The organism is Streptomyces abikoensis, assembly GCF_014648775.1.
Lineage (GTDB): Bacteria > Actinomycetota > Actinomycetes > Streptomycetales > Streptomycetaceae > Streptomyces > Streptomyces abikoensis.
Map to the genome: position 1 here is coordinate 238135 of NZ_BMRT01000008.1, position 12497 is coordinate 250631.

Below are 12497 nucleotides of genomic sequence, written 5' to 3' on the forward strand. Positions count from 1 at the left end.
GTTCACGCCCCGCGCAGGCTGCGCATGTCCAGCTGCCGCAGCACCCGGTCCACCACCTCCGGGTCCATCCACGGCTCGCTGCGCGCGTCGAGGACCGCGTGCCGGGCGGCCGAGAGCAGCTCGGCGTGGATGGTCTGGATGGTGCGCAGCCGCTGGACGCGCTGGACGTGGGCCTCGCGCCGTTCCTCGTCGACCATCTCCGGGCTGATGCGGGCGCCGATGTCGTAGGCGCGCCGGTGGAGCATCTCGACCAGGTCCTCGGGGAGCTCCTCCTGTTCTTCGATCTCCAGCAGCCGGTGCTTGGCGGCCTTGGCGGCGCGGATGGCCAGCTGGCGCTCCAGCTCCCGGGTCCAGTCGGAGTCGGCGCGCACGCCGAGCAGCCTGACGAGCCGGGGCAGCGTCAGGCCCTGGACGACGAGGGTGGAGATGATGACGGCGAAGGCGATGAAGAGGATCTCGCCGCGGGCGGGGAAGGGCGACTTGTCGTCCGTGGTCAGCGGGATGGCCAGGGCGAGCGCCACGGAGGCCACGCCCCGCATCCCGGACCACCACATGATGATGGTCTCCCGCCAGCTGGTGAGGATCTCCTCGTCGATGTCGCGGCCCTTGTGGAGCCGCTTGGCCAGCCAGGCGGCGGGCAGCAGCCACGCCAGGCGGACGCCCACCACGACGGCGATGACGACGCCGCCGATGCCGAGCATCTCGCCCCAGCGGCCGGACGCGGTGCTGAGGGCGTTGTGCAGTTCGAGGCCGACGAGGCCGAAGGCGACACCGGTGACGAGGGTGTCGACGATCTCCCAGAAGGTGTGCCCGGCCAGCCGCCCCAGGACGTCGTCGGCGTCGCTCGCGAACTCGGCGAGGAACAGCGCGGTGGTCAGCACCGCGAGCACCCCGGAGCCCTTGAACTCCTCGGCGAGGACGTAGGAGACGAACGGCACCAGCAGGGTGAGCCCGATCTGGAGCGTGGGGTCGCCGAGGACGTCCATCAGCCGCTTGGCGATCCAGCCGAGGGCCAGGCCGACGCCCACGGCCACCACGGCGGAGAACACCAGCTCGCCGGCCGCCCTCGGCAGCGAGAAGCTGCCGCTGACGGCGGCCGCGACGGCCACGTGGTAGAGCACGATGGCGGTGACGTCGTTGAAGAGCCCCTCCCCCTCCAGGATGGAGACGAGGCGGCGGGGCAGCCCCAGGGAGCCCGCGACGGCGGTGGCGGCCACCGGGTCGGGCGGGGCGACGAGCGCGCCCAGCGCCACGGCCGCGGCCAGCGAGATCCCCGGCACGATCGCGTTGGCGACGGCCGCGACGACGGCGGTGGTCACGAAGACCAGCGCGACGGCGAGCAGGAAGATCGGCCGCCGGTTCGCGGCGAACTGCCGCCAGGAGGTGCGCTGGGCGGAGGCGTAGAGCAGGGGCGGCAGGACCAGCGGGAGGATGAACTCCGGCGCGATGTCGATGTTCGGCACGAACGGCAGCAGTGCCAGGACGATCCCGCCGAGGGTCATCAGCACCGGGGACGGCAGCCCGAGCCGGTCGCCCAGCGGCACGGTGACCAGCGCTCCCAGCAGTAGGACGAACAGCAGGGCGAGCTGGTCCACGGATTCCCTCCGGGCGGGTCGGTGCGGGTGTGACTGCCGGGGCCGTTCCCCCAGCCTGCCTCACCCGCCTCCGGCCCGCCCTCCGGGGCGTTCTCCCGCCCGCCTTCCGGGGCGTTCCCCGGGGCGTTCTCCGGGCCGGGCGGCTACGCGCTCTCGGCGCGCACCCTGTCCAGGGCGTACCGCAGGTCCTCCGGGTACTCGCTCTCGAACTCGACCCAGCGGCCGTCCGAGGGGTGCTCGAAGCCGAGGCGCACGGCGTGCAGCCACTGGCGGGTGAGCTTCAGCCGCTTGGCGAGGGTGGGGTCGGCGCCGTAGGTCATGTCACCGACGCAGGGGTGCCGGTGGGCGGACATGTGGACGCGGATCTGGTGGGTGCGGCCCGTCTCCAGCTTGATGTCGAGGAGGCTGGCGGCCCGGAACGCCTCGATGAGGTCGTAGTGGGTCACGGACGCCTTGCCGTCGGCGATGACGGCCCACTTGTAGTCGTGGTTGGGGTGCCGGCCGATGGGGGCGTCGATGGTGCCGCTCATCGGGTCCGGGTGGCCCTGGACCAGCGCGTGGTAGCGCTTGTCGGTGATCCGCTCGCGGAACTGGTGCTTGAGGTGGGAGTAGGCGCGCTCGGACTTGGCGACGACCATCAGGCCCGAGGTGCCGACGTCCAGGCGGTGGACGATGCCCTGGCGCTCGGCGGCGCCCGAGGTGGAGATGCGGTAGCCCGCCGCGGCGAGGCCGCCGATCACGGTGGGGCCCGTCCAGCCGGGGCTGGGGTGCGCGGCCACGCCCACCGGCTTGACGATCACGACGATGTCGTCGTCGTCATGGATGATCTCCATGCCCTCGACGGGCTCGGCGACGATCTGCACCGGCGCGGGCGCCGCGGGCATCTCGACCTCGAGCCAGGCGCCGCCGGTCACCCGGTCGGATTTCCCGGCCGCGGCCCCGTCGAGCTGGACCTTGCCCGCGGCAGCCAGCTCGGCGGCCTTGGTGCGGGAGAAACCGAACATGCGGGCGATCGCGGCGTCGACGCGCTCGCCCTCAAGGCCGTCGGGAACGGGGAGGGCGCGGATCTCGGGAATGGTGCTCACCCGTCGAGTATGACGGACGGACGCGGCGACCCCGCCCCGGGCCTCGGCTCAGTCCTCGTGGACGGTGCCGTCCGGGTCCAGGCCCCGGAAGGAGAGGATCACGATCAGGAAGCCGCCGCAGACGATCGCGGAGTCGGCGAGGTTGAAGACCGCGAAGTGGGCGGGCGCGATGAAGTCCACCACGCCGCCCTGGAAGCCGCCGGGCGAGCGGAACAGCCGGTCGGTGAGGTTGCCGAAGGCGCCGCCCAGCAGCAGGCCGAGCGCGATCGCCCACGGCATGCTGTGGAGCTTGCGGGCGATCCGGGCGATCGCCACGATCACGGCGGCGGCGATGACCGTGAAGACGATCGTCATCGCCTCGCCGATGCCGAAGGCCGCGCCCCGGTTGCGGATCACCTCGAACTGGAGCCAGCTGCCGAACACCTGGATGGGGTCGTGGTGCTCCAGCTGGGCGACCACGAGGAGCTTGCTGCCCAGGTCGAGGAGGTACGCGAAGGCGGCCACGGCCAGCAGCGTCCCGATGCGCCGCGGGCCCTTGGGCGCGCTCCCTTCACCGGCCGTCGCCGTCGCCCCGGTGGGCTCGGTGGGCCGTCCGGCCTGTTCCGCCTCAGTCACGTGAGTCCCTGGATGTCGTCCCTGCTGGCTGAGGACGAGGGTACGGCACGTGGTGCGGGGGCGGTCAGCGACGTTCCTGCCGCTGCTTGCACTCCACGCACAGCGTGGCCCGGGGAAATGCCTGCATACGGGCCTTGCCGATCGCTTTGCCGCAGTTGTCGCAGAGGCCGTAGGTACCGGCGTCCAGGCGCTCCAGCGCCCGCTCGGTCTGCGTCAGCATCTCCCGGGCGTTGGCGGCGAGGGCCAGTTCGTGCTCCCGGGTGATGTTCTTGGTCCCGGTGTCCGCCTGGTCGTCGCCGGCGCCGTCGCCCGAGTCGCGCATCAGGCCGCTGATCGCGGCCCGGGCGGCCTCGATCTCCGCGCTCAGCCGCATCACCTCGCCCATCAGCTCGGTACGGGCCTCGGCCACCTCCGCCGGCGACCAGGGCTCCTCCCCCGGCCGTACGGCGAGCTCGCCGGGTGCGGCGGTGCCCGTGCCCGTGCGGGCTCCCGGCACCTTCTTCGCGGCCTGCCCCATGGTCTTCTTCGCAGCCACCGTCCTGGCTCCCGTCTCCTCAGCGGACACCGCCGTCGCCGCCGGTGCGAGCTCATCGGCGGCGGCCGCGCCCTGCCGGGCCCGGCCGCCTTTCTTCGCTGGTGCGGTGGCCCCGGCGGCTCCGCCCTTCCGGGCCGCCGCGGCCGTGGCCACCGTGGCAGTCTTCCCCGCCGCGACGCTTTCTCCCGCGCGTCCCGACTTTTTGGCCGGGGCGCCCCCCTTGGCGGCACCCGCCGCCTTCCCGGCGGGTGCGCCCTTGGGGGCGGCGCCCGCCGCGCCGCCGGACGGCGCCTGGGCCCCCGGCGCGGCTTTCGCACGGGGGGTGCGTGTCTTGGCCGGGGCGGCTTTCCCGGCCTTCGCTGCCTTCGCGGCCTTCTTGGCCGGGGCCGCCTTCGCGGCGGAAGCACGCCCCTTCGCCGGGGCGGCCTCGCCGCCCGGGGCGGTCCCGTCTGCGGGAGCGGCCTCACGGGCCGAGGCACCGCTCTTGGCAGCAGCCGCCTTCACCGCGGAGGCACGCGCCTTCGCTGAGGACGCTGCCTTCTTGGCCGGGGCGACCTCACCACCAGGAGATGCCCCGGCCCCGGGTGCCGCTTTCGCGCCGGAGGCGCGCTTCTTGGCCGGGGCGGCCTTCGCCTCCCCGGTGGAGGTGGCTTTCTTGGCCGGGGTCGCCTTCTTGCCGGCCGGGGCCGCCTTCGCGGGGGGAGTCGTCTTCGGAGCCCGCGCGGTCTTTTTCGCGGGGGCGGCCTTTGCAGGCGCCGCAGTGTCCTCGGCAGGCGCGGCCTTCGCCGACTTCGCCGTCTTCTTCGCAGGCGCGGCCTTCCCCGCCTTGGCGGCCTTCCCCGCCGCGGACGCGGCGTTCGCCTTCCGGCCGGATGACGCGGCCCGCTTCGCGGGCGGCGTCGCCGCCGTCTCCCCCGCGAGCGCAGGCGCAGCCGACTTCGCCGCCGTCGACTTCTCCGCCATGGCCGCGATCCCTTCACATTTTATGATCTTGGGCGCAAATCGTGCGGGAACGATAAATCGTCCGGACCCCCTCGGCAACGGGGCTCGCCGGTCTCCCCCTCCGTGCCCCGCCTCCGGCCCCTTATTCGGTCGGCCGCCGCGCCGTCCGCCCCGTACACTGGGCGCAGCGAAAGGCGTGGAAGGGACCAGTAGCGCCGCACGCAGCCATCAGCGATCCGGGGACGGTGCGAGCCCGGGGGTGTGCGCGGGGTGAAGATCAGCCCGGAGCCGCCGGAAGAACACCCCCGGACCGACGGGGGCCAGTAGAACCGGCGTCGCGACCCTAATGAGGGGGCCGGAGACGGGGATCGTCTGCGGCCAAGGAGGGTGGTACCGCGGGAGCGCGCAGCGCGTCTCGTCCCTCCGACGGACAGTGCGACGACGTTCCGCCGGAGGAAGCCGATGACGCAGTACCGCCAGGTACCCGCACAGGTCGATCTGCCCGCCCTCGAGCACGCGGTGCTCGACTTCTGGCGCGAGCACAAGACCTTCGCCCGTACCCTCGAGCAGTCCGAGGGCCGCCCCGAGTGGGTGTTCTACGAGGGCCCGCCCACCGCCAACGGCATGCCCGGCGCCCACCACATCGAAGCCCGCGTCTTCAAGGACGTCTTCCCCCGCTTCCGCACGATGCAGGGCTACCACGTGGCCCGCAAGGCCGGCTGGGACTGCCACGGCCTGCCGGTCGAGCTCGCCGTCGAGAAGGAGCTCGGCTTCTCCGGCAAGCAGGACATCGAGGCGTACGGCATCGCCGAGTTCAACGCCAAGTGCCGCGAGTCCGTGACCCGCCACACCGACGCCTTCGCCGACCTCACCACCCGCATGGGCTACTGGGTCGACCTGGACGACGCCTACCGCACCATGGACCCGGACTACGTCCAGTCCGTCTGGTGGTCGCTGAAGGAGATCTTCAACAAGGGCCTCCTGGTCCAGGACCACCGCGTCGCCCCCTGGTGCCCCCGCTGCGGCACCGGCCTGTCCGACCACGAGCTCGCGCAGGGCTACGAGACGGTCGTCGACCCCTCCGTCTTCGTCCGCTTCCCGCTGACCTCCGGCCCGCTCGCCGGCGAGGCCGCTCTGCTGGTGTGGACGACCACCCCGTGGACGCTGGTCTCCAACACCGCGGCCGCCGCCCACCCCGACGTCACCTACGTCGTGGCCACCGACGGCACCGAGAAGCTGGTCGTCGCCGAGCCGCTGCTGGAGAAGGCCCTCGGCGAGGGCTGGACGGCCACCGGCCAAAGCTTCAGCGGTCGTGAGATGGAGCGCTGGGCGTACCGTCGCCCGTTCGACCTGGTCGAGTTCCCCGAGGACGCCCACTTCGTCGTCAACGCCGAGTACGTCACCACCGAGGACGGCACCGGTCTGGTCCACCAGGCCCCGGCCTTCGGTGAGGACGACCTCAGGACCTGCCGCGCCTACGGCCTCCCGGTCGTCAACCCGGTCCGTCCCGACGGCACCTTCGAGGAGGGCCTCGGCCTCGTCGGCGGCGAGTTCTTCAAGAAGGCCGACGAGAAGCTCGTCGCCGACCTCGCCGAGCGCGGCCTGCTCTTCAAGCACGTCGCCTACGAGCACAGCTACCCCCACTGCTGGCGCTGCCACACCGCGCTCCTCTACTACGCGCAGCCGTCCTGGTACATCCGCACCACCGCCGTCAAGGACCGGCTGCTCCAGGAGAACGAGAAGACCAACTGGTTCCCCGACTCGGTCAAGCACGGCCGATTCGGCGACTGGCTGAACAACAACATCGACTGGGCCCTGTCCCGCAACCGCTACTGGGGCACCCCGCTGCCCATCTGGCGCTGCGAGGACGACCACCTCACCTGCGTCGGCTCGCTCGCCGAGCTCTCCGAGCTGACCGGCACCGACCAGAGCGGCCTCGACCCGCACCGTCCGTACATCGACGACGTGACCTTCGGCTGTACGGCCGAAGGGTGCTCGCACACCGCCGTCCGGGTGCCGGAGGTCATCGACGCCTGGTACGACTCGGGCTCCATGCCGTTCGCCCAGTGGGGCTACCCCTACAAGAACAAGGAGCTCTTCGAGCAGCGCTACCCGGCGCAGTTCATCTCCGAGGCCATCGACCAGACGCGTGGCTGGTTCTACACGCTGATGGCGGTCGGCACGCTCGTCTTCGACAAGTCGTCGTACGAGAACGTGGTCTGCCTGGGCCACATCCTCGCCGAGGACGGCCGGAAGATGTCCAAGCACCTGGGCAACATCCTCCAGCCCATCCCGCTGATGGACCAGCACGGCGCCGACGCCGTCCGCTGGTTCATGGCGGCCGGCGGCTCCCCGTGGGCCGCGCGTCGCGTGGGCCACGGCACGATCCAGGAGGTGGTGCGGAAGACGCTGCTCACCTACTGGAACACCGTCGCCTTCCAGGCCCTGTACGCCCGGACGTCCGGCTGGGCGCCCAGCGCGGCCGACCCGGCGGCGGCCGACCGCCCGCTGATCGACCGTTGGCTGCTCGGTGAGCTCAACACGCTCGTCGACCAGGTCACCCAGGCCCTGGAGGCCTACGACACCCAGCGTGCCGGCAAGCTCCTGTCGTCCTTCGTCGACGACCTCTCCAACTGGTACGTCCGCCGCTCCCGCCGCCGCTTCTGGCAGGGCGACGCGGCCGCGCTGCGCACGCTGCACGAGGTCATCGAGACCGTCACGCGGCTGATGGCCCCCCTCACTCCGTTCATCACCGAGCGGGTGTGGCAGGACCTGGTCGTCCCGGTCGACCCGCAGGCCCCGGAGTCGGTGCACCTCTCCACGTGGCCGGTCGCGGACGCCTCCCTCATCGACCCGGCGCTGTCCCAGCAGATGCTGCTGGTCCGTCGTCTGGTCGAGCTGGGTCGTGCCACGCGCGCCGAGTCCGGCGTCAAGACGCGCCAGCCGCTGTCGCGCGCGCTCGTCGCGGCGGCCGGTTTCGAGACGCTGGGCGAGGAGCTGCGCGCCCAGATCGCCGAGGAGCTGAACGTCTCCTCGCTCGCCTCCCTCTCGGAGGTCGGCGGCTCGCTGGTCGACACCACGGCCAAGGCGAACTTCCGTGCGCTGGGCAAGCGTTTCGGCAAGGGCGTCCAGGCGGTGGCGAAGGCGGTCGCGGCGGCCGACGCGGCGGCGCTGTCGCTGGCCCTGCGCGAGGGGACGGCCTCGGTCGTCGTCGACGGTGAGACCGTCGCTCTCGCTCCGGACGAGGTCATCATCACCGAGACCCCGCGCGAGGGCTGGTCCGTGGCCTCCGACTCGGGTGCGACCGTCGCGCTCGACCTGGAGATCACGCCCGAGCTGCGGCGCGCGGGCCTTGCCCGCGACGCGATCCGGCTGATCCAGGAGGCGCGCAAGAACAGCGGGCTGGACGTGGCCGACCGGATCGCCTTGCGCTGGCAGTCCGCCGACGAGGAGACGGTGACCGCTCTGACCGAGCACGCCGGTCTCATCGCGGACGAGGTGCTCGCCACGGACTTCGCGTCCGGCGAGGCGGATGGCTCTTACGGTGAGCCGTTCGTGGACGAGGGGCTCGGACTGACGTTCCGCCTTCGTAAGGCGTAAGCAGACGAGTGAACAGCCCCCGGCGCTACCGCGCCGGGGGCTTTCGCCCACCCGCCCACCCGTTTACCCAGAAACGTCATGACGTGTGTGGGCAAACGGGCGGGCGGGTGGGCGGAAACGCGCCGAAGGCGCGCACATGCGCGCGCAAATGGGCCGGGCCCCTGGGAGATCCCAGGGGCCCGGCCCAATGTGTGCCGACGGCGCTGAAGCCGTCAGTTGTCGTCCTCATCGATGAGGAACCCACGCATCGGCGAAGGCGCCTGCATCGGCTGCTGCCCCTGCGGCCGCACCGGAGCCATCGGCTGCGTCATGGCCGGCGACATCTGCTGCTGACCGCCGTACGACGGGGCACCCGTGGAGGGAGCGCCCATCGACTGGTTGCCGCCCATGCTGTGACCGCCCATGCCCGCGCCGGCCGAGGCCATCGACCCGCTCATCGAGGGGGCCGGCGGCAGCGACGCGGCGGCCGGGGTGCGCGGCGGGGCCAGCGAGTCGTCCGCCTGGTTCTCCAGCTGACGCAGCTGGCTCTCCAGGTAGGACTTCAGTCGCGTGCGGTACTCGCGCTCGAAGCCGCGCAGGTCCTCGACCTTGCGCTCCAGCGTGGCGCGGGCGGACTCCAGGGAGCCCATCGCGACGCGGTGCTTCTCCTGCGCGTCCCGCTCCAGGGCGTCCGCCTTGGCACGGGCGTCCCGCTCCAGGCCCTCGGCGCGGCTGCGCGCCTCGCCGACGATCTTGTTGGCCTCGGAACGGGCCTCCGCGATCGCCTGGTCGGCCGTCTGCTGCGCGAGCGAGAGAACGCGGGCCGCACTGTCGCCACCCGGACCCTGGCCCGGCTGCGGCAGCTGCGGTGCGCCCATGGGGGCGTTCTGCGCCATGGGGTTCTGGCCCATCGGACCGTTCTGCCCCATGGGGTTCTGCCCCATCGGTCCGTTCTGTCCCATGGGTCCGCCCATCGGGCCACCCATCGGACCGTTCTGGCCCATCGGGCCGTTCTGACCCATGGGGCCGTTCTGCCCCATCGGTCCGTTCTGTCCCATCGGGCCGGGACCGTGCGGGCCCTGGGGACCGTGGCCGTGACCGCCCGGACCGGCCGGCAGCTGCGGGGCACCGCCCGGAAGCTGCGGCGGGCCGCCCATCTGCTGCTGGTTCGGCGGTACCGGCTGCGGGCCCGATATGGCGGCGGGCACCGGAGCGCCGGGTCGCTGGTCCTGGGGCTCGGGCTTGCGCATGTTCTGCTGCTGGTTCTGCGCGGCGGCACGCGTCGCGGCGGCCAGCTTGGCGCGCAGGTCCTCGTTCTCCCGGAGCAGGCGGGTCAGTTCCGCCTCCACCTCGTCGAGAAAGGCGTCGACCTCGTCCTCGTCATAGCCTTCTCGGAGGCGGACGGTCGTGAACTGCTTGTTCCGCACGTCCTCGGGGCTCAGCGGCATCTCTTCTTCACCTCAACGTAGTCGTCGGCAATCGGCAAGACCGTATCGTTCACAGCCGCGTTCACAGCCGGCTCACGACGGTGATCAGGATGTAGACGATGATCATCAGTACGAAGAAGGACAGGTCGAGCGCTACGCCCCCGAGACGCAGCGGCGGGATGACCCGCCGCAGAAGCTTGAGTGGCGGATCGGTGACAGTGTAGGTGGCCTCCAGGAGGACCACCATCGCCTTACCGGGTTGCCACGAGCGGGCGAACTGGAAGACGTAGTCCATCACCAGCCGGAAGATCAGCACGATCAGGAAGCAGTACAGCGCGATGTAGATCACCTGCTGTGCGATGCCCATCTCGCGCTTCCCTCTCCCCTTGCTCGTACTCGACCTGACCGGCCGTTGTCCGGATTGCCCGGTGTTGCGTCTCAGCTCTGGTTGAAGAACCCACCCTCTGCGATGCGGGCCTTGTCCTCCGCCGTGACATCGACGTTAGCAGGCGACAGCAGGAACACCTTCTGTGTCACCCGCTCGATGCTGCCGTGGAGTCCGAAGACCAGACCGGCCGCGAAGTCGACAAGTCGCTTCGCGTCGGTGTCGTCCATCTCGGTGAGATTCATGATCACCGGAGTGCCCTCGCGGAAGTGTTCCCCGATGGTACGGGCCTCGTTGTAGGTCCGGGGGTGCAATGTCGTGATGCGGTAGGGCTCCCGCTCGGACACAACCTTGGGCATGATCACCGGTGCGTTCTTCTCCAGAGAGTGGCGTTCGGGTGTGATGGACGACACGGGGGCGATTCGGGCGGGTCGTCCCGGTTCCGCTACGAGCGGAGCCGGTTCACGCTGTGCGGGCGGCTGGGCGACTCGAACCGGTTCGTCCGATTGCGTCTGTTGTGCCGTGTGCGCCTGGTGTTGCTGCTGCCGGCGCCGGTCCGGCTCCGGCTCGGGTTCGAACTCGTCATCGGGGTCGAACCCCGGGCCGTCGTACCCATCGTCCTCCACGAGGCCGAGGTAGACCGCCATCTTGCGCATCGCGCCGGCCATTCTCCGCATCCTCCGCTCTGTGGTGGATCGGCTCCGTCAACGGCGCCCGGATCCACGTGGTCCGCCCGCCTTTTGACGGGAATGACCATATTTTCTGCTGTGGTCCGACTTCCTGGCGACGTTACCCGAGCCGGGGTCGGACTCCGAGTACCGCTGAGCCGACACGTACATGTGTCGCACCGGCCGCGACGGCGTCCTCGAGATCCGCACTCATCCCTGCTGACACCATGTTCGCAGTCGGATGAGCCGCGCGCAGGTGCGTTGCGATTTCCATCAGCCGGTCGAAGGCGGCCCGCGGTCTGCCCGCGAAGGGGCCGGAGAGCGGAGCGACCGTCATCAAACCCGCCGGTCGCAGCCCTTCCGCCGCGGCGATCTCGTCGGCCAGGGCCGCCACGCCGTCGGGCGCGACACCACCCCGCGCCCCGCGCTCGCCCGACTCCGCGTCGAGCGCCACCTGGATCAGGCAATCGAGCTCGGTCTCCCGCCCGGTCCGGACGGCCGCCTGGGACAGGGAGGTGACCAGTCGGTCCCGGTCAATGGAGTGCACCAGACCGGCGTAATTCACCACCGACCGGACCTTGTTTGTCTGCAACTGTCCGACGAAGTGCCAGGTAAGGGGCAGATCCGAGCACTCCGCCGCCTTGGGGGCGGCGTCCTGGTCGCGGTTCTCCCCTACATGACGGACCCCCAGCTCCGCGAGGAGACGGACGTCGCTCGCGGGGTAGGTCTTGGTGACCACGATGAGGGTCACCTCCTCGCGCGGCCGGCCCGCCGAGGCGCAGGCGGCGGAGATACGTTCCTCCACCCGAGCGAGGTTGTGGGCCAACTGGTCCTTGCGGTCCGTCACGACTGCTCCTCCAGCCATACGTAGGAGGCCAGCCGGCCCGTGGTCCGCTCGCGCCGGTAGGAGAAGTGGTCGGCGGACTCCATCGTGCAGGTGTCCGATCTGCCCACGGATGTGACGCCCATTCGGCCGAGCTGGGCCACGACCCCGTTCGCCACGTCCACCGCCGGGGTGCCCCGCCGGGTGGTGGCCCAGGACTCCGGCGCCGCCTCGGCGACCTCGGCGCGCATCGCCTCGGGCACCTCGTAGCAGCCGCCGCAGACCGAGGGGCCGATGTGCGCGAGGATCCGGTCCGGCTCGGCGCCGAGCCGGAGCATCTCCGTCACCACCGCCGGGACCACTCCGGCGACGAGCCCGGGGCGCCCGGCGTGGGCGGCACCCGTGATCCCGGCGACCGGGTCGGCGAGGAGCACCGGGACGCAGTCGGCGGTGAGCACCGCGAGGGCCAGGCCCCGACGGGTGGTCACCACCGCGTCCACCGCCGGGGTCTCCCCCTTTTGCCACGGTCCGTCCACGACCGCGACGTCCTTGCCGTGCACCTGGTTCATCCAGACGACGCCGGTGGGGTCGAGGCCGAGGGCCTCGGCGGCCCGTGCCCGGTTGGTCCGCACGGCGGCCGGGTCGTCGCCGACCGCTCCGCCGAGGTTGAGCTCCGCATACGGAGCGGCGCTCACCCCGCCCCACCTGTCGGTGGAGGCGAAGTGCGCGCCGCTCGCGTGTGCCACGTGTTCTACGGGGGGCACTGTGTGCTGTTGCCCTATCACTCGCTGCCGTTCAGTGGTTCTTCGGTGTCACTTCGGGCTGGTTCGGCTTCAGGGCCGG

General features: G+C 71.4%; 10 protein-coding genes. 1 reads left to right on the forward strand and 9 read right to left on the reverse strand.

What is annotated here, in order from left to right:
• Nucleotides 1–2: 2 nt before the first annotated feature.
• The 4 genes from IE096_RS24390 to IE096_RS24405 form a co-directional block, all read right to left on the reverse strand.
• Nucleotides 3–1595 (reverse strand): Na+/H+ antiporter, encoded by a 1593-nt coding sequence (locus tag IE096_RS24390; protein WP_189455200.1) that lies wholly within the window; start codon nucleotides 1593–1595, stop codon nucleotides 3–5.
• A 143-nt stretch (nucleotides 1596–1738) separates the two neighbouring features.
• On the reverse strand, nucleotides 1739–2680 hold the full coding sequence (locus IE096_RS24395) for an RluA family pseudouridine synthase (protein ID WP_189455202.1): 942 nt from the start codon (nucleotides 2678–2680) through the stop codon (nucleotides 1739–1741).
• Nucleotides 2681–2728: 48 nt separating this feature from the next.
• Entirely contained in the window at nucleotides 2729–3295 is a 567-nt protein-coding gene (gene lspA, locus IE096_RS24400) for a signal peptidase II (RefSeq protein WP_189455205.1), read from the reverse strand.
• A gap of 64 nt (nucleotides 3296–3359) precedes the next feature.
• Nucleotides 3360–4793: a TraR/DksA family transcriptional regulator gene (locus IE096_RS24405; protein WP_229820569.1), complete on the reverse strand. Its 1434-nt coding sequence runs from the start codon at nucleotides 4791–4793 to the stop codon at nucleotides 3360–3362.
• A 441-nt stretch (nucleotides 4794–5234) separates the two neighbouring features.
• On the opposite strand from IE096_RS24405, the gene ileS reads away from it, so the two are divergent.
• Entirely contained in the window at nucleotides 5235–8372 is a 3138-nt protein-coding gene (ileS, locus tag IE096_RS24410) for an isoleucine--tRNA ligase (protein ID WP_189455207.1), read from the forward strand.
• Nucleotides 8373–8584: 212 nt separating this feature from the next.
• Here ileS and IE096_RS24415 read toward each other — a convergent pair whose 3' ends face one another.
• From IE096_RS24415 to pgeF, 5 genes are all read right to left on the reverse strand, one after another.
• Nucleotides 8585–9799 (reverse strand): DivIVA domain-containing protein, encoded by a 1215-nt coding sequence (locus IE096_RS24415; RefSeq protein WP_189455209.1) that lies wholly within the window; start codon nucleotides 9797–9799, stop codon nucleotides 8585–8587.
• 61 nt (nucleotides 9800–9860) lie between these two features.
• Nucleotides 9861–10145 carry a YggT family protein gene (locus IE096_RS24420; RefSeq protein ID WP_086567466.1) on the reverse strand — a complete coding sequence of 95 codons (285 nt, stop codon included), beginning with the start codon at nucleotides 10143–10145 and terminating at the stop codon, nucleotides 9861–9863.
• Between the two features lie 71 nt (nucleotides 10146–10216).
• Complete coding sequence (locus IE096_RS24425; protein ID WP_126913729.1) at nucleotides 10217–10831, reverse strand: cell division protein SepF; 615 nt, start codon at nucleotides 10829–10831, stop codon at nucleotides 10217–10219.
• Nucleotides 10832–10952: 121 nt separating this feature from the next.
• Entirely contained in the window at nucleotides 10953–11678 is a 726-nt protein-coding gene (locus IE096_RS24430) for a YggS family pyridoxal phosphate-dependent enzyme (protein ID WP_189455211.1), read from the reverse strand.
• Nucleotides 11675–12439 (reverse strand): peptidoglycan editing factor PgeF, encoded by a 765-nt coding sequence (gene pgeF, locus IE096_RS24435; protein ID WP_373298200.1) that lies wholly within the window; start codon nucleotides 12437–12439, stop codon nucleotides 11675–11677. The genes IE096_RS24430 and pgeF overlap by 4 nt, the downstream gene beginning before the upstream one ends.
• Nucleotides 12440–12497 lie beyond the last annotated feature (58 nt).

Excerpts from the sequence above, each read along its gene's own strand:
- IE096_RS24420 (WP_086567466.1), bottom strand. The coding sequence starts at position 10,145 with ATGGGCATCGCACAGCAGGTGATCTACATCGCGCTGTACTGCTTCCTG.
- IE096_RS24425 (WP_126913729.1), bottom strand. The coding sequence starts at position 10,831 with ATGGCCGGCGCGATGCGCAAGATGGCGGTCTACCTCGGCCTCGTGGAG.
- IE096_RS24415 (WP_189455209.1), bottom strand. The coding sequence starts at position 9,799 with ATGCCGCTGAGCCCCGAGGACGTGCGGAACAAGCAGTTCACGACCGTC.
- IE096_RS24405 (WP_229820569.1), bottom strand. The coding sequence starts at position 4,793 with ATGGCGGAGAAGTCGACGGCGGCGAAGTCGGCTGCGCCTGCGCTCGCG.
- ileS (WP_189455207.1), top strand. The coding sequence starts at position 5,235 with ATGACGCAGTACCGCCAGGTACCCGCACAGGTCGATCTGCCCGCCCTC.